The 16,072-nt window shown below is 71.0% G+C and carries 19 protein-coding genes; 11 read left to right on the top strand and 8 right to left on the bottom strand.

Annotated features, from left to right (window positions below):
• The first annotated feature begins 5 nt into the window (after positions 1–5).
• The 3 genes from QNJ12_RS03380 to QNJ12_RS03370 are packed head-to-tail and all read left to right on the top strand — an operon-like array spanning position 6 to position 1,719.
• A complete protein-coding gene (locus tag QNJ12_RS03380; RefSeq protein WP_300618781.1) occupies positions 6–413 on the top strand; it encodes a hypothetical protein in 408 nt (135 codons plus the stop codon).
• A gap of 29 nt (positions 414–442) precedes the next feature.
• On the top strand, positions 443–805 hold the full coding sequence (locus QNJ12_RS03375; protein WP_300618778.1) for a VOC family protein: 363 nt from the start codon (positions 443–445) through the stop codon (positions 803–805).
• A complete protein-coding gene (locus QNJ12_RS03370; RefSeq protein ID WP_300618776.1) occupies positions 802–1,719 on the top strand; it encodes a PaaX family transcriptional regulator C-terminal domain-containing protein in 918 nt (305 codons plus the stop codon). The genes QNJ12_RS03375 and QNJ12_RS03370 overlap by 4 nt, the downstream gene beginning before the upstream one ends.
• Before the next feature lie 5 nt (positions 1,720–1,724).
• Here QNJ12_RS03370 and QNJ12_RS03365 read toward each other — a convergent pair whose 3' ends face one another.
• The 5 genes from QNJ12_RS03365 to paaA are packed head-to-tail and all read right to left on the bottom strand — an operon-like array spanning position 1,725 to position 5,346.
• Positions 1,725–2,825 carry a 2Fe-2S iron-sulfur cluster-binding protein gene (locus QNJ12_RS03365; protein WP_300618773.1) on the bottom strand — a complete coding sequence of 367 codons (1,101 nt, stop codon included), beginning with the start codon at positions 2,823–2,825 and terminating at the stop codon, positions 1,725–1,727.
• Positions 2,822–3,298: a 1,2-phenylacetyl-CoA epoxidase subunit PaaD gene (gene paaD, locus QNJ12_RS03360; protein WP_300618770.1), complete on the bottom strand. Its 477-nt coding sequence runs from the start codon at positions 3,296–3,298 to the stop codon at positions 2,822–2,824. The genes QNJ12_RS03365 and paaD overlap by 4 nt, the downstream gene beginning before the upstream one ends.
• 2 nt (positions 3,299–3,300) lie before the next feature.
• Positions 3,301–4,092, bottom strand: coding sequence for a 1,2-phenylacetyl-CoA epoxidase subunit PaaC (paaC, locus tag QNJ12_RS03355; protein WP_300618767.1), 792 nt, complete (start codon positions 4,090–4,092; stop codon positions 3,301–3,303).
• 10 nt (positions 4,093–4,102) lie between these two features.
• Positions 4,103–4,396, bottom strand: coding sequence for a 1,2-phenylacetyl-CoA epoxidase subunit PaaB (gene paaB, locus QNJ12_RS03350; RefSeq protein WP_300618764.1), 294 nt, complete (start codon positions 4,394–4,396; stop codon positions 4,103–4,105).
• Positions 4,393–5,346: a 1,2-phenylacetyl-CoA epoxidase subunit PaaA gene (paaA, locus tag QNJ12_RS03345; protein ID WP_300618761.1), complete on the bottom strand. Its 954-nt coding sequence runs from the start codon at positions 5,344–5,346 to the stop codon at positions 4,393–4,395. The genes paaB and paaA overlap by 4 nt, the downstream gene beginning before the upstream one ends.
• Positions 5,347–5,475: 129 nt before the next feature.
• Between paaA and QNJ12_RS03340 the strand changes: the two genes are divergently transcribed.
• The 4 genes from QNJ12_RS03340 to QNJ12_RS03325 all read left to right on the top strand — a co-directional run bounded on the left by QNJ12_RS03340 (position 5,476) and on the right by QNJ12_RS03325 (position 8,341).
• On the top strand, positions 5,476–6,894 hold the full coding sequence (locus QNJ12_RS03340) for an acyl-CoA synthetase (protein WP_300618758.1): 1,419 nt from the start codon (positions 5,476–5,478) through the stop codon (positions 6,892–6,894).
• A gap of 94 nt (positions 6,895–6,988) precedes the next feature.
• Positions 6,989–7,120 (top strand): hypothetical protein, encoded by a 132-nt coding sequence (locus QNJ12_RS03335; protein ID WP_300618755.1) that lies wholly within the window; start codon positions 6,989–6,991, stop codon positions 7,118–7,120.
• A 1-nt stretch (position 7,121) separates the two neighbouring features.
• Positions 7,122–7,571 carry a DUF1778 domain-containing protein gene (locus QNJ12_RS03330; protein WP_300618752.1) on the top strand — a complete coding sequence of 150 codons (450 nt, stop codon included), beginning with the start codon at positions 7,122–7,124 and terminating at the stop codon, positions 7,569–7,571.
• A complete protein-coding gene (locus QNJ12_RS03325; RefSeq protein WP_300618749.1) occupies positions 7,571–8,341 on the top strand; it encodes a DUF4097 family beta strand repeat-containing protein in 771 nt (256 codons plus the stop codon). Before QNJ12_RS03330 ends, QNJ12_RS03325 begins: the two co-directional genes overlap by 1 nt.
• A gap of 7 nt (positions 8,342–8,348) precedes the next feature.
• Here QNJ12_RS03325 and QNJ12_RS03320 read toward each other — a convergent pair whose 3' ends face one another.
• The 3 genes from QNJ12_RS03320 to QNJ12_RS03310 form a co-directional block, all read right to left on the bottom strand.
• On the bottom strand, positions 8,349–9,359 hold the full coding sequence (locus QNJ12_RS03320) for a hypothetical protein (RefSeq protein ID WP_300618747.1): 1,011 nt from the start codon (positions 9,357–9,359) through the stop codon (positions 8,349–8,351).
• Positions 9,356–9,982 (bottom strand): SigE family RNA polymerase sigma factor, encoded by a 627-nt coding sequence (locus QNJ12_RS03315; RefSeq protein ID WP_300618745.1) that lies wholly within the window; start codon positions 9,980–9,982, stop codon positions 9,356–9,358. The genes QNJ12_RS03320 and QNJ12_RS03315 overlap by 4 nt, the downstream gene beginning before the upstream one ends.
• A gap of 79 nt (positions 9,983–10,061) precedes the next feature.
• A complete protein-coding gene (locus QNJ12_RS03310) occupies positions 10,062–11,987 on the bottom strand; it encodes an NAD(P)/FAD-dependent oxidoreductase (RefSeq protein WP_300618742.1) in 1,926 nt (641 codons plus the stop codon).
• A gap of 27 nt (positions 11,988–12,014) precedes the next feature.
• Between QNJ12_RS03310 and QNJ12_RS03305 the strand changes: the two genes are divergently transcribed.
• The 4 genes from QNJ12_RS03305 to QNJ12_RS03290 are packed head-to-tail and all read left to right on the top strand — an operon-like array spanning position 12,015 to position 16,053.
• A complete protein-coding gene (locus QNJ12_RS03305) occupies positions 12,015–12,944 on the top strand; it encodes a 2-dehydropantoate 2-reductase (RefSeq protein ID WP_300618739.1) in 930 nt (309 codons plus the stop codon).
• A gap of 34 nt (positions 12,945–12,978) precedes the next feature.
• Entirely contained in the window at positions 12,979–14,472 is a 1,494-nt protein-coding gene (locus tag QNJ12_RS03300; protein ID WP_300618736.1) for a benzoate-CoA ligase family protein, read from the top strand.
• A 41-nt stretch (positions 14,473–14,513) separates the two neighbouring features.
• Positions 14,514–15,125, top strand: a complete 612-nt coding sequence (locus QNJ12_RS03295) for a DNA-3-methyladenine glycosylase I (RefSeq protein WP_300618733.1) — start codon at positions 14,514–14,516, stop codon at positions 15,123–15,125.
• Between the two features lie 28 nt (positions 15,126–15,153).
• Entirely contained in the window at positions 15,154–16,053 is a 900-nt protein-coding gene (locus tag QNJ12_RS03290; RefSeq protein WP_300618730.1) for a hypothetical protein, read from the top strand.
• Positions 16,054–16,072 lie beyond the last annotated feature (19 nt).

Below are 16,072 nucleotides of genomic sequence, written 5' to 3'. Positions count from 1 at the left end.
AGCTGATGCGGCGTCTCGGAGTGGTGGTACTGACGACCCTGGTAGTGGTGGCGTGCGGGGGTGATGACGACGATGATGCGAGCGGCGGTGGTGCCGCCGGCAGGTTGATCGGTGAGGGCGCCGTGACGTTCGTCGAGGTCGAGCCTCCCGCGACGGTGACCGGCCGCCTGGAGATCACCGTCGAGGAGGGACCGGTCGGCAGCGACGAGCTCTCCGAGATCAACTTCGGCTCGATCAGCACCGACGAGGGCGAGGTGCTCATCGAGCTCGAGGCCGAGATCGTCCGCGCCGCCGGCTTGACGCGCGACGACCTGCTCGCCGGGCCGAGGGTCTCGGCAGCGCTCGAGGCCCCCGAGTACGAGGTGACCGGCGTGCCGAGCTACCGGATCGTCTCGATCGAGATGGACGGCTGAGACGGCGCCCTCCTGGCTACCGTTCGGGTATGGCCAGCCGTCAGCTCGCGATCGTGATCGACGCTGCCGACCCCGACGCACTGCGCGAGTTCTGGGTCGCCGCCATGGGGTACGAGCCGTTCGGTGCGGCCGGCCCGTACCGCTCGGCCGTACCGCCGGCCGGTTCGACCGGCCTGAAGCTCGTGTTCCAGCAGGTGCCCGAACCGCAGACCGCGACCAAGAACCGGCTCCACCTCGACATCATCGTCGGCGACGAGATCGAGGCCGAGGCCGAGCGCCTCGTCGGTCTCGGTGCGAGTCCCATCACCGAGCTGATCGTCGAGGTCGGCACGAAGTGGATGGTGCTCGCCGACCCCGAGGGGAACGAGTTCTGCCTCGTGTACGACACGTGAGCTCGCCGAGCGCCGCCGCCCTCCGCGACCTGCGCGCCGCCGAATGCTCGAACGGCGCACCGAGCGCACGCAACCTGCTGGTGACGGTGTTCGGCGATGCGCTGCTCCCGCACGGCCCGTCGACGTCGGTCTCGGTCCGTGCACTGGCGGTGCTCCTCGGTGCGTTCGGCGCCAGCGAGCGGCTCGTCCGCACGTCGCTGAGCCGGCTCGTCAAGGACGGGCTGCTCGACACGCACGTCGAGGGTCGGCGGAGCTTCTATCGCGTCGCCGACACCGCGCGGGACCTGTTCGCGCAGGCCGACGCACGCATCTACGGGTCGACGCCCACCGCGTGGGACGGTTCGTGGACCCTGGTGGTGATCGACGGTGCCGAGTCGACGCCCAAGCAGCGGGCGCGGCTGCGTCAGGAGCTGACGTGGGCCGGGCTCGGCGTGGTCGGCCCGAACGTGCTCGCGTCGCCGGTCGTGCCCGCCGACGTCGCGGCCGGCGTGGTCGCCCGAGTGGGCGGCTTCGAGCACGTGCTCGTGTCGCGGTCGGAGGTCGTCGACGGCGAGGGCACGCTCGGTGCCGAGCGGCTCGCCAGGCGGTGCGCACCGCTCGACGACCTGGCGCAGCTCTACCGGGCATTCACCGACCGGTTCGAGCCGTTCGCGGACGCCGGCTCCTTGGCGCCCGAGGATGCGTTCAAGCTCCGCACGTTGCTGGTCGCGTCGTTCCGCCGGATCGCACTCGCCGACCCGCAGCTGCCGGCCGAGCTGTTGCCGGCCGACTGGATCGGCACCCGGGCCCGGCACGTCGCAGGTGCCGTCTACCGCTCGGTCGCAGCCGCGAGCGAGCAGCGCCTGCTGTCCACCGTCGTGCCACCGCTCGGGTCCGGGGCGCCGGGACTACTCGATCGGTTTCGGGTGTCGTAGTCGTTTCAGGTGTCGTAGTCGACGTCGACGTGGTCGGTCGTCGGCGTCGATTGACAGGTCAGTACGTAGCCGCGGCCGACCTCGTCGTCCGTCAGCCCGTAGTTCACCGCCATGTCGACCGCACCGTCGACGACGACCGCCTGGCAGGTCGAGCACACCCCGCTCCGACACGAGAACGGTGCGTCGGGGCGCACGCGCTGCACCGCATCGAGGACGGAGTCGCCCTCGTAGAGGTCGAACTCGGTCGTGCGGCCGTGCAGCGTGGCGCGACCGGTCGCGACGGCGACCGAGTCCTCGCTGATCTCCTGCGGGGCGAGCGTGGCGGTTCCCTGCTGCTTGGTCGTGAAGATCTCGCGGTGGATGCGATCGATCGGCAGGCCCGCCTCGACCAGCGCCTCCCTGACGTCAGTGGTCAGCTCGATCGGCCCGCACAGGAAGGCGTGGTCGGCGTCGGCCGGCAGGAACCCGGCGTCGATCCAGTGCTCGACCCGCTGGCGGTCGGGCCGGCCCGACAGCAGGTCGCCGCCGGTGTCCTCGCGAGTGAACGCAAACGCGATCGACAACCGGCCGAGGTGGCGATCGCGGACGTCGAGCAGCTCGTCGAGCAGCATCGCCGAGCGGCTCGTGCGGTTGACGTACAGCAACGAGACCTGCGAGAGCGGCTCGGCGGCGAGGATCGTCGACACGATCGACAGGATCGGCGTGATGCCGCTGCCGGCGGCGAGCGCCGCGTACGAGCGGGCGACCGCCGGGTCGATCCGGTGCGTGAAGTGGCCGAGCGGCGGGAGTGCGTCGATCTCGTCGCCGACCTGCAGTTCGGTCGACGCCCAGGTCGAGAACACGCCGCCCGGCACGCGGCGGATCGCCACGCGGAGCGGGCCGTCGGGTGCCCGCGAGCAGATCGAGTAGCTCCGCCGCAGCTCGACCCCGTCGAACTCGCGACGCAGCGTCAGGTGCTGGCCGTGCTCGAAGCGCAGGCGCTGGTCGCCACGATCGAACGTGACCACGACGCTGTCGTCGGTGTCGTGGTCGATGGCGGCGACGCGCAGCGGCCGGAAGCCGTCGTCGAGTGGCGCAGCGCCGGTGTCGGTGTCGGTCGCGGTCACAGCGGTTTGAAGTGCTCGAAGGGCTCGGAGCAGGCCTCGCACACGTAGGCGGCCTTGCACGCCGTCGCGCCGAACTCGGAGATCAGCCGCGAACGCCGCGAGCCGCAGCGCGGGCAGGCGACCGGCGGCTCGACCGGCGTCGCACCCTGGTCGGCGACGGGTGACGGGGGAGCGATGCCGGCGAGGCGGAGCCGCTCGCGCCCACGCTCGCTGATCCAGTCCGTGCTCCAGGCCGGGCTCATCACGAGCCGCACGTCGGGCTCGTAGCCGGCGTCGCGCACGACGGTCGTGACGTCGTCGCGGATCTGGTCGGTGGCCGGGCAGCCGGTGTATGTGGGGGTGAGCAGCACGGTCGCCGTGCCGTGGTCGATCGTCACGTCGCGCACGATGCCGAGGTCGCCGATCGTCACGTGCGGCAGCTCGGGGTCCTCGATGTCGCGGACGAGCTCGTCCAGGCCCTGGGCGTCGATCATCGTCACCACGAGGCCCCCGGATGGGCGCGTGCGACGACCTGCAGCTCACCGATGAGGTACGAGAACGCCTCGGTGTGGGTGCCGGTGCGGCCGCCCCGGTGCATCACCCCGTCGTCGGGCACCGTCAAGGTCGCCTCCTCGAGTGCGTTCGCCACGGTGCCGCGCCACGGCTCGGACAGCGTCTCGGCCGGCGGGTGGATGACGCCCGCTGTGACGAGCGCCTCCTCGACCTCGTCGCTGTCGAACAGCTCGCCGGTGTAGCGCCACAGCCCGTCGAGCGCAGCCTGCGCCCGCTGGTGGCTCTCCTCGGTGCCGTCGCCGAGGCGCACCACCCAGCTGCGCGAGTGGCGGAGGTGGTAGGTCGTCTCCTTGACCGCCTTGCCGGCGAGCGCACGGAGGGTCTCGTCGGTCGAGTGCTCCATGCTCCGCCAGTAGAAGAACGCCCAGGCGTCGTGGAGGAACTGCCGCACGATCAGCTGGGCGAAATCGCCGTTGGGCTGCTCGACGAGGAGCGGGTTGAGGAACTCATGCGGGTCGCGCGTGTAGGCGTAGTGGTCCTCGTCGTGGACGACGCCGTCGACCGGGCCCTGGACCTCGCCGGCGTACGTGTACAGCGCCCGGGCCTGACCGATCAGGTCGAGGGCGAGGTTCGACAGCGCCATGTCCTCCTCGATCTCGGGCGCGTGCGTGATCGCCTCGAGCAGCCGCTGGGCGAGGATCAGCGCACGATCGCCCTGGCGGAGGACGTACGTCAGCAGGTGATCGGGCGGCGGGGGAGGGGTGTCGGGGCGCATGGCGGACCGCTCACATGTTGGCGACTTCGTCGGGCAGCTCGAAGTCGGTCGGGTGTCGGAACGACTTGTCGCCCGCCGGGTCGAAGAACGCGTCGCGCTCGTCGGGGTCGCTGGCGGTGACGTCGCTCGACTTCACGACCCAGATGCTCACGCCTTCGGACCGCCGCGTGAACAGGTCGCGGGCGTTCTGGAGCGCGAGCTCGGCGTCGGGCGCGTGCACCGTGCCGCTGTGGACGTGGCTGACGCCGCGCTTGGGGCGGACGAACACCTCCCAGAGCGGCCAGTCGGACGTGCTGCCGGTCACGCGGCAGCTCCTTCACGCCCAGCGCGGGTGGCCCGCTTCTCGGCGTAGGCGGTGGCCGCCTCGCGGACCCATGCGCCGCCGTCGTGGGCGCCGACCCTGGTCGCCATCCGCTCGCGGTTGCACGGCCCGTCGCCCTTCACCACGGTCCAGAAGTGATCCCAATCGATCGGACCGTGCACGTAGTGGCCGGTCTCCTCGTCGAACCGGAGCTCGGGGTCGGGGACCGTCAGCCCGAGCAGGTCGGCCTGCGGCACCGTGGCGTCGATGAAGCGCTGGCGGAGCTCGTCGTTGCCGAACCGCTTGATGCCCCAGCGCATGTTCTGGTCGCCGTGCACCGACTCGGCGTCCGGTGGTCCGAACATCATGATCGACGGCCACCACCAGCGGTCGAGTGCGTCCTGCGCCATCGCCCGTTGCTCGGGTGTGCCCTCGGCGAGCGTCAGCATGATCTGGTACCCCTGCCGCTGGTGGAAGCTCTCCTCCTTGCAGATGCGGATCATCGCCCGCGCGTACGGCCCGTAGGAGCAGCGGCACAGGGGCACCTGGTTCATGATCGCTGCGCCGTCGACCAGCCAGCCGATCGCACCGACGTCGGCCCAGGTGAGCGTGGGGTAGTTGAAGATCGAGGAGTACTTCTGGCGACCGGCGTGGAGGAGGTCGAGCAGTTCCTCGCGTGGCGTGCCGAGCGTCTCGGCGGCGCCGTAGAGGTAGAGCCCGTGGCCGGCCTCGTCCTGCACCTTGGCGGTGAGGATCGCTTTGCGGCGCAGCGACGGTGCACGCGTGAGCCAGTTGCCCTCTGGCTGCATGCCGATGACTTCTGAGTGGGCGTGCTGCGCGATCTGGCGGACGAGGGTCTTGCGATACTCCTCGGGCATCCAGTCGCGGGGTTCGATGCGCTCGTCGGCGTCGATCAGCGCGTCGAAGTGGGCCTGTGACCGCTCGGCGTCCATGACCCGTCAGTCTATGACACACCAATTCCCTTGTCCAGGCTTCCGATCGTGTCATGATGTGGGTCGGGCGGAGACTGCGAGCCCGTGTCCCGGTTGCGGGCGTCGTGATCGGCCGACGACCATGAGTCGATGACCGGTCTGCTGCCAGCGCTCCACGGATCGCATCCCGACGCGCCCGACGCCGTGGTCGTCGACGGCGAGTCGGCCACCTGGGAGCGGCTCGCCGGTCGCGCCGACGCGCTCGTCGCTCGCATCGCCGGCGCGCCGGCGATCGCGGTGCACGGCGCACCCTCGTTGGACACCGTGATCGCCGTCGTGGCAGGCATCCGAGCCGGGGTGCCCGTCGTCCCGGTCGCCGCCGACGCCGGCCCGATGGAGCGCGACCACGTGCTCGCCGACTCCGGCGCGACACTCGTCATCGGCGACCCCGACTGGCCCGAGGTGACCCTCGACCGGATCCCCGTGCCGATCCGGCCCGCCGGTGTCTCGGCCGAGGTGGCGAGCGAGGCGCCTGCGCTGATCATGTACACCTCGGGAACGACCGGCCTGCCGAAGGGCGCGGTGATCCCGCGGCGCGCCATCGCCGCCGGACTCGACGGACTCGCCGATGCGTGGGGCTGGACGCCCGATGACCGACTGGTGCACGGTCTGCCGCTGTTCCACGTGCACGGACTGATCCTCGGCGTGCTCGGCGCGCTGCGGGTCGGATCGCGCCTCGTCCACACCGGCCGGTCGACCCCCGAGCGCTACGCGGCGGCGGGTGGCACGCTCTACTTCGGCGTGCCGACCGTGTGGTCGCGGCTCACGGCGGCGCTCGACCACGCCCGCTCGCTCGCATCGGCGCGGCTCCTCGTCTCGGGGAGTGCCGCGTTGCCCGTGCCCGTCTTCGAGTCGCTGCGCTCGCTGACGGGCCAGGCGCCCGTCGAGCGATACGGCATGACCGAGACGCTCATCACGCTCTCGACGCGCCACGACGGCGAGCGGCGCCCGGGCCACGTCGGCGTGCCGATCGCCGGGGTCGAGACGCGGCTGCGCGACGACCGTGGCGACCCGGTGCCCCACGACGGCGAGACCATCGGTGGCCTCGAGGTGCGTGGCGCGACCCTGTTCGACGGCTACCTCCACCAGCCGGAGAAGACCGCCGAGTCGTTCACCGACGACGGCTGGTTCGTCACCGGCGACGCCGCGACGATCGGCGACGACGGGTTCCACCGCATTGCCGGGCGGGCGTCGATCGACATCATCAAGTCGGGCGGGTACAAGGTCGGCGCAGCCGAGGTCGAGTCGGCGCTGCTCTCGCACCCGGCGGTCGCCGAGGCGGCCGTCGTCGGCCAGCCGGACGACGACCTGGGGGAGCGCATCGTCGCCTACGTGGTCGCCGACGGCGTCGACGCCGACGCGTTGATCGACCACGTCGCCGGCTCGTTGTCGGTGCACAAACGTCCGCGTGAGATCCGGCATGTCGCCGCGCTGCCCCGCAACGCGCTGGGCAAGGTCCAGAAGACGAAGCTCGGAGGTGGTCGAGCGCCTGCTGACCAGGAGGGTTGACAACGTGACATCATTGTGACATCATAGAGACATCAACTCAATGTCGTTGCGATGTCATCCATGACGCGACGGCATCCACGAAAGGGTCACGACGATGTTCAACTACGATCCGGTCCTCATGAAGGCGCTCCAGGACGACCGCATGCGGCGGCTCCGCACCCGGCACGCCCACCCGCGCTCGGGTCCGCCGCCGCGGCCCGCCAAGCAGCAACGCCGCCGGCCCTGAGATGCACGTTCGTCCCGTCGTCAACTCGCTGCGGGCCTCGATCGTCGGCCAGGCCGCCGTCGGCGGCGACGATCCGGCGGTCGAGGCCGCGGTCGCGCAGATCGCCGACGCGATCGAGCCGGCCCTGCACCTGGCTGCGCTCCAGCTCGCCGAGCAGGCCGCCGCCGAGGTCGGTGCGCAACTGCCCGACCGAACGGTCGAGGTCGTGCTCGTCGACGGTGACCCGGCGCTGCGGCTCGCCGATGCCGAACCCGAGCCCGCCGAACCCGACCTCGAGGACTTCGATGCCCGCATCACGCTGCGTCTGCCGCCGACGCTGAAGGGGCTGATCGAGCAGTCGGCGACGGCCGACGGTGACTCCGTGAACTCGTGGGTCGTCGACGCGCTCAAGCGGCGTGCACAGTCGACCGACGCAGGTGGCCGGCGGGTCACCGAGAGCTTCGACCTCTGATGCTACGCCGCGAGGAGTTCCACGTGTCCGGGCCGGCGAGCCTCGACGTGCACAGCCGGTCGGGCTCGGTCGAGGTCCGCGTCGGCGCGGCCGGTCGCGTCGTGGTGACGATCGACGGCGGATCGGCCGACTCGTGGGAGGTCGTGCAGGTCGGCGACTCGGTCTCGGTCCGACCTGGCGGTCGCGGTGGTGGCTGGCGTTCCCGTTCGACCCGTGTGCATGTCGACGTGCCGGAGGGCTGCGACGTCGACGTCTCGACCGCCTCGGCCGACGTCGTCGGGGTGGGCGACCTGGGTGACCTGCGGGTCAGGACGGCCTCGGGTGACGTGCGAGTCGACCGCGCTCGCCGGCTCGACGCCTCGACGGCCTCGGGCGATGTGCGCGTGCACGAGGTCGGATCCGACGCGTCGTGTTCGACGATGTCCGGCGACGTCGACCTGCGAACCGTCGGTGGTCGGTTGCGAGCGTCGACGGCGTCCGGCGGGGTCCGCGTCGCCCAGGTCGGCGAGGCGGTCGACGTCGGCACCGCCTCGGGCGACGTCTCCCTGCACTGCTGCGACGGGGACGAGGTCAGCGTGAAGTGCGTGTCCGGCGACATCTCGCTCGGTCTGCCGTCAGGCATCCGCGTCGAGCCCGACATCTCGACGCTGAGCGGCAAGACGATGCTGCCCTCGAAGGCGTCGTCGGGGCTGCACGACGGCGGCCGGCGGACCGTCCGCGTCCGCCTGCGCACGGTGTCCGGCGACGTGCGGATCGCACGGGCGACCTGACACCGGATCAGCCGGTCACGACGAAGCTGAACTCCTCGTACCGGCCGTCCGACGTCTCCATCTCGATCCAGAACGTCTCCCCGACGGGGGCGCCCTCGAAGATCACCTTGACGTACCACTTGCCGTGTTCGTCGGCCGACGTGCCGCCGCTGCCGAACGGGGACCAGAAGTGGATCTCGGTCCCCGGGCTGGCCTTGCCGGAGAACTCCTCGTACGGGGGATCGCTGTCGCACGAGCCCCAGTGCTGGTAGGCCTTGAAGCGAACCTCTTCGGCGGGCGGCTCGGTCGTCGCCGGCGGTTCCGTCGTCGCCGGTGGCTCGGTCGTGTGTGGGGGCTCGGTCGTCGCCGGCGGTTCGGGCTCGGGCTCGGGCTCGGGCTTCGGTTCCGGCTCGGGCTCGGGCTTCGGTTCCGGCTTGGGTTCGGGCTTGGGTTCCGGCTTGGGTTCGGGCTTCGGCTCGGGCTTCGGCTCGGGCTTGGGCTCGGGCTTCGGTTCGGGCTTGGGTTCGGGCTTCGGTTCCGGCTTGGGCTCTGGCTTCGGCTCGACCTTGACCGGCGGTTCGACGGGGGTGATCTCGATGCCGTCGAGCAGCGGGGCGGCCGCCGTCGTCGGCGGTGCCGTGGTCGGCGCGACCGTCGTGGGCGCGACCGTCGTGGTGGTCGACGTGGTGGTCGAGGTGCTGGTCGTCGTGCTGGTGAGCGCGGTCGTCGTCGGGTCGCCGGCGCTGCTCGAGGCAGTCGGCTCGTCGGATCCCGGGACGGGGGTGCCCTCGGCATCGGGGACCCCGCCGTCGAAGTCGAGCCGGTCGGAGATCTGGATGCCGGCGAACTGATCGGTCGTGAGTGCGGCCGCGCCACCTGCGAACAGCGCCAGCGAGGCGGCGACGCCGAGCACCACGCTCATGCGCCGCCCCGTCGCAGTCGGCGCACCGAGCAGCGTCCGGAGGTGCGCGCGGTTCGGCTGCGGTGTGAACGACATGGCGGCGTCGTCCAGCAGTGTTCGGAGCTCTCGGTCGTTCACGGCTGACCTCCCAGCGATGCGGCGAGGGCGGCGTGCCCCCGGTGGAGATGGGTGCGAACCGAGCCGAGCGAGCAGCCCAGCACGTCGGCGATCTCGCTCTCGGTGTAACGCAGCCAGTGCTTCAGCACGACGGCGGTGCGCTGCTTGGGCGAGAGCGCCTGGAGCGCCGAGACGATCTGCGGGTTGGTGCTGCGGCCGAGCGCCTCGGACTCGGCCGACGCGGCGGCCTCGCTCGCCTGATCCGACGGCGTTTGCGCAGCGTGCTTGCGGGCCGTCGCCGACCGCCGGTGCGACGACATCGCCAGGTTGGTGACCGTCGTGCGCAGCCAGGCCGGCGCCTTGTCGTGGTCGTCGAGGTCGTCCCACTTCTCGTACAGCTTGGCGAACGCGTCGTGGGCGAGGTCCTCGGCCCGGTGCCGGTCGGCGACGAGCAGGTATGCGAGTCGGGCGAGGCCGACGTACTCGGCCTCGTAGAGCTCGACGACGCCCTCGTCGGCGCCCGCCACCACGGGCGCGGTCTGGCCGGGTGGTTCCTGCCGGACCTCGGAGCCACCTTCCAGGACCCTGAGGTCCGGTCGGTTCCCTGCCGGCCGACTCCCGCTGTCGGCTGTTGCGTACATCATCGTGTGTATCGACGTCCGAGACGCCGATCTCTATGACACGCGTGCGCGAGTTGACCAGAGCTTGACGGTCGGTGCTGCGTCAGGTCGACGCCAGGTGGTCGATGGGCGTGATCAGGTACTCGTCGAGGTCGATGTCGTGGGTCATCCGCCAGTACTCCAGCAGGCTGTACGGGGTCACCGAGACGACCCTGCCGTGCGAGTTCCGGTAGTAGGTCGACATGCCGGGGTGGCTCCAGATCATGCCGGCGTGGCGTTCGTCGACGTCGCGGACGAACTCGTCGTGGACGTCGCGTCGCGGCTCGATCGCCGCGATGCCGCCCTCGATCATGTGCACGATCGCGTCGGTGATGAAGCGGGTCTGGCTCTCGGCCTGGAAGATCGCGCTGCCGCCGTGCCCCAGCCCGGTCGACGGTCCCTGCATGAGGAAGAGGTTCGGGAAGCCGGGCACCGTGATGCCCAGGTGTGCGGTGGCGTCGTCGTCGCCCCAGACGTCGTCGAGGGTGATGCCGCCTCGGCCGACCGGGTGGATCGCCCGAGCCATGTCGGTCATCCGGAAGCCCGTGGACAGGACGACGACGTCGACGTCGTGCGACCTGCCGTCGCCGGTGACGATGCCGGTCTCCGACAGACGTTCGATCGGATCGGTGACGAGGTCGACGTTCGGCCGCCGCAGTGTGCGGTACCACCCGTTGTCGAGCAGGATCCGCTTGCCGTACGGGGGATAGGACGGGACGCAGGCGTCGAGCAGATCGGTGCGGTCGCCGAGCTCGGCCTCGATGTGGGCGACCATCTCCTGCCGGTGTCGCTCGTTCACGCGGTTCAGCGACCGGTCGGGGTGCGGCCAGTCGGGGTCCTTGCGCAGGTACGGCAGCAGCCCGTCGCCGTATCGCCAGAGCATCGTGAACCGGAACCACTGGGCGTAGTGGGGGACGTTGGCCAGCAGCCACTGCGCACCGTCGCTGATCGGGTCGTGGTAGCGGGGGATCGGCCGCGCCCACTGCGGGCTGCGCTGGAAGATCGTGAGGTGCTCGACGTCGCCGGCGATCACCGGGACGATCTGCATCGCGGACGCACCCGTCCCGACGATCGCCACACGTTTGCCACTGACGTCGAGGTCGTCCGGCCACGCCGTCGTGTGGAACATCGAGCCGCCGAAGTCGGCGGCGCCGGGCAGATCGGGGATCGACGGGATCCCGAACTGCCCGATCGCCACCACGAGGTCGGTGCCGAGGATCTGCTCCTCCCCGGCGGGCGTCGAGACCCGTACGTGCCACGAGTGGTCGCGTTCGTTCCACGTCGCGCCGGTGACCGTCGACTCGAAGCGGATCCGGTCGCGGACGCCGAACTCGTCCGCACAACCGCGCAGGTAGTCGAGGAGCTCGGCCTGAGGTGAGAAGTTGCGGCTCCACCGGTACCGCGTGCCGGTCGAGTACGAGTAGGCGTGGTTGGGGGTGTCGACGCCGCAGCCGGGGTACGTGTTGTCGCGCCAGGTGCCGCCGACGTCGCCGGCACGCTCGACGATCGTGAACGGCACGCCGAGTCGATGCAGCCGTGCGCCCACGATCAGCCCGCTCGCGCCGGCCCCGATCACGACGACGTGCCGGTCGATGGGCGGCGCGCTGCCGTCGTGCCACTCGACGTCGCGTGCCGTCATGCCGAGGTCCTCGCGCATCATCGGCGCATACCCGGCGTCGATGTCCTCGCCCATGCACCAGCGCATCATCTCGAGCATCAGCTCGTCGCCGGGGTCGTCGATGGCCGTCCCGAACGGCCCGCCGGCCAGCGCATCGAGTGCCGCCGATCGGATCTCGTCGGCGACCGAGTCGGGGATGCCGGCCCGTTCGTCGGCGATCAGGCGGACGTCGCGTCGTGGGCGGTACGGGTCGGCGAGCCACCGGCGGTCGCCGGTGACGTGGACGAGACACATCAGCAGCACCCGGAGGTCGGCGTCGTCGAGCGCGGCGGCCAGTTCGGTGCGGTCGAGGGGGTCGTGCGTCGGCTTCATCCTCGCCGCCGACAGTACGGTGCTGGCGTGCGCATCTGTGTGGTCGGAGCCGGGTCGCTCGGTTCGGCGATCGGCGGCGTGCTGGCGCTCGCCGGCAACGACGTCGTGCTCGTGACCCGCAACGCCGACCACGTCGCCGCCATCGCCGCCTCCGGCCTGCGGCTCGACGACGGCGATCAGGTGCGGACGGTCCCGGTCGCGGCAGCGACGGGCTACGAGGGGCAGCCCGTCGCCGACCTCGTGATCGTGCTCGTCAAGTCGTTCGACACGCGCGACGCGATCGCGGCCGCATCTCCGGTGATCGGGTCGGACACCGGCGTGCTGACGCTGCAGAACGGCGTCGGGTGCGAGCAGATCATCGCCGACGTCGTCGGTGCCGAGCTCGTGATGGCGGGGCGCACCTTCGTGGGCGGTCGCATCGTCGAGCCGGGTCTCGTCGAGTACGGCGTCGTCGGGCGCCGCACGACGATCGGCGAGCTCGACGGCTCGTCGACCGATCGGATCGCGGCGATCGCCGACGTGCTCCGACGGGCCGGCATGGACACCGACGTGAGCGACGACATCGTCGCGATGATGTGGGAGAAGCTGTTCGTCAACGTCGCCACGGGCGCCTGGAGCGCCCTGACCGGTCTTCCGTACGGCGAGCTCTCGATCGATCCCGACGTCGCGCCGATGGCGATCGCCACCGTGGCCGAGGCGATGGCGGTCGCCCGCGGCCTCGGCATCACAGTCACGACGACCGACCCGGCCCTCCCGTGGCGGCGCGCCTGGGAGGGTCTGCCGTACGGCTTCAAGGCGTCGATGCTCCAGAGCGTCGAGAAGGGCTCGCGAACCGAGGTCGACGTGATGCACGGCGCCGTCTGCCGAGGCGGGCGCGAGGCCGGCGTGCCGACGCCCATCAACGACGCGCTGTGGGCGGCGGTCAAGGGCCTCGAGCGCCGGCTCGCGCTCGACTGAACCGCCCACAGCCACCGCCTGCGACACTGGCGTCGTGGGGACGTACAACGCGGCCGCGTGGTTGCTCGATCGGCACGTCGACGCCGGCCGAGGTGATCGGGTGGCGATCCGGTTCGAGGGCACGTCGGTCACCTACCGCGAGGTGCTCGGCGAGGTGTTCCGGGTCCAGCACGCGCTCGCCGACCGCGGGGTGGGGCCCGGCGATCGGGTCGTGATGGTCGTCAACGACGAGCCCGATTTCGTCGCATGGTTCCTCGGCGCGATGCGGGCGGGCGCGGTGCCCGTACCACTCTCGACGATGCTGATGACCGAGGACATCGCCGGCATCGTCGCCGACGCCGAGGCCTCGTTGCTCGTCGCATCGGCCGAACACCAGGACCGGGTCTCGGCCGGCGAGCTGCCGGCCGGCGCCGTCGTGCTGGGGACGCCGTCATGGGCCGACTACGACGACCGCAGCGAGGCGCCGGTCGGCGACACCGACGCGCTCGCGAGCGCGCTCTGGCTCTACAGCTCGGGCACGACGGGCTCCCCGAAGGGCGTCATGCACCGGCACGGGAGCCTGCAAGCCACCGCCGACACCTACGCCCGCAGCGTGTTGCGCACCGTCGAGGACGATCGCTTCCTCTCGATCGCGAAGCTGTTCTTCGCCTACGGGCTCGGCAACTCCCTCACGTTCCCGTTCGCGGTCGGGGCGACGTCGATCCTGCATCCGGCGCCGCCGACCCCGGCCGACATCCTGCGGCTGATCGCCGAGGAACGCCCCACGCTGTTCTTCGCCAGCCCCGGCTTTACCGCGGCGATCCTCGACGCCGCTCCCGACCCGAGCGTCTTCACCGGTGTGCGGGCCACCGTGACCGCGGGCGAGTCGCTGCCCGCCGATCTGCACCGCCGCTTCTCGTCCACCTTCGGACACCCGGTGCTCGACGGCATCGGCACGACGGAGGCGCTGCACATCTTCATGTCGAACCGGGTCGACGACCAGGTCGCCGGCACCAGCGGCATGCCGGTCGAGGGCTACGAGGCGCATCTGCGCGACGACGGCGGCGACGAGGTCGTCGAACCCGACACGCCGGGCTACCTCCACGTCAGGGGTCCGTCGATCGCGGACGGGTACTGGCGGCGCGCCGATGCCACCGCCGCCGCGTTCCTCGACGAGGGGTGGCTGCGGACCGGCGACGTCTACACCCGCTCGGCCGACGGCCACTGGACGTTCCTCGGGCGCAACAACGACATGATCAAGGCGGGCGGCATCTGGGTCTCGCCGGCCGAGGTCGAGAGCGCACTCGTCGAACACCCGAGCGTGCTCGAGGCAGCCGTGGTCGGGGCACGCAACGCGGACGGCCTCGAGCAGACCGTCGCCTTCGTCGTCCCGGCAGCTGGGCACGAGATCGACCCCGCCGAGATCGAGCGTCACTGTCGCTCGAGGATGGCCGCGTTCAAGCGCCCGCGCGAGCTCCACGTCGTCGCCGAGCTCCCGAAGACGGCGACCGGCAAGATCCGCCGATTCCAGCTGCGCGAGTCCCTCTGAACGCCGGTCGGTCCGGTGCGCGAGCTGCGAGACTGTCGGCCATGGACGTGATGGTCGACGACGACGGGACGGCGCGGTGCTCGTGGGGCGCGTCCACGCCCGACTACGCGGCGTACCACGACACCGAATGGGGCTTCGGCGTCGCCGACGACACCCGGCTCTTCGAGAAGATCTGCCTCGAGGGTTTCCAGTCGGGCCTGTCGTGGCTGACGATCCTGCGCAAGCGCGAGAACTTCCGTGCGGCGTTCGCCGGATTCGACCTCGAGTCGGTCGCCCGCTTCGGCGAGCGCAACGTCGATCGCCTGCTGGCCGATGCCGGCATCGTCCGCCACCAGGGCAAGATCCGCTCGACGATCAACAACGCGGCGCGGGCGATCGAGATGGTCGAGGCGCACGGTTCGCTGGCCGCGTTCTTCTGGCCGCACGCCACGTTCGACGACGAGGCGCCGACGGCGATCCCGGCCGTGACCGACACGTCGACGATGCTCTCCAAGCAGCTCAAGCAGGCCGGTTGGTCGTTCGTCGGTCCCACGACGATGTACGCGTTCATGCAGGCGATGGGGCTCGTCAACGACCACCTCGCCGGCTGCCACTGCCGCGACGCGGCCGAGGCGTCGCGCCGTGCCGTCGCCGATGCCCTGGGTGCCACGTGAGTGCCGTGAGCTCCGCGGGCGGGTGGTGATGCGCGCTGCCGCTCTGCTGGTGGCCCTGGCGGTGCTCGCCGGCTGCAGCTCCGAGCCCGCTGTCGACGCCGTTGCCATCGCCCGGCCTGCGCCATCGACGACGATCGACGCGCCGGCGGGCGTCACCTCGACCGCGCCGACCGCAGTGTCGGCGGCCACGACGGTCGCGCCGACGACCACGACGATCGTGCCGACGACGACCACGACCACCACCACCACGACCACGACGACGACCACCACGACGACGACCACCACGACGACGACCACCACGACGACGACCACCACGACGACGACGCTGCCGCCGCCACCGACGACGTCGTGCGAGCAGGTCGTGCACATCAGCGACTCGACCGGGGTCTACCTCTGGGAGGCGCAGTACGTCGATGGCGCCGCCAACACGATGGACGCCCGCTACCGCGATGTCGGCGTCGAGACCGTGTTCCACGACGAGAGCGGCGGGCGCTCGATCCACGAGCGGATCGCCGATTGGCAGACCACCGCGTTCGAGGTCGCGGTCGCGGTGCGCGACGGGGGCTTCGACGGCTGCTGGGTGTTGATGATCGGGACCAACGATGCGGCCAACATCATCTCGGGCGCGTCGATGAGCGCCGAGGAGCGGATCCTGCGGATGCTCTACGTCATCGGCGACGACCCGGTGCTCTGGCTCGATGCGGTGACGACGCGGTCGAGCAGCGGCTATCGCAACGAGGCGATGGAGGCGTGGAACGCCGAGCTGTACCGGCTCGCCGATGAGCGACCCAACGTCGAGGTGCTCCGGTGGTCCGAACGCGTCCAGCCCGGCTGGTTCGTCGACGACGGCATCCATGTCACCGTCGAGGGTCGCATCTGGCGGGCTGCGATCACCGCCCTCGCACTGGCCGAGTCGTTCCCGGGGTGAGCCCTGCCGCGAGAATCGG

This window comes from Ilumatobacter sp., from assembly GCF_030065885.1.
GTDB lineage: Bacteria > Actinomycetota > Acidimicrobiia > Acidimicrobiales > Ilumatobacteraceae > Ilumatobacter.
Note: the sequence above shows the minus strand (reverse complement) of the source record. Positions and strands in the feature narration are given on the sequence as shown.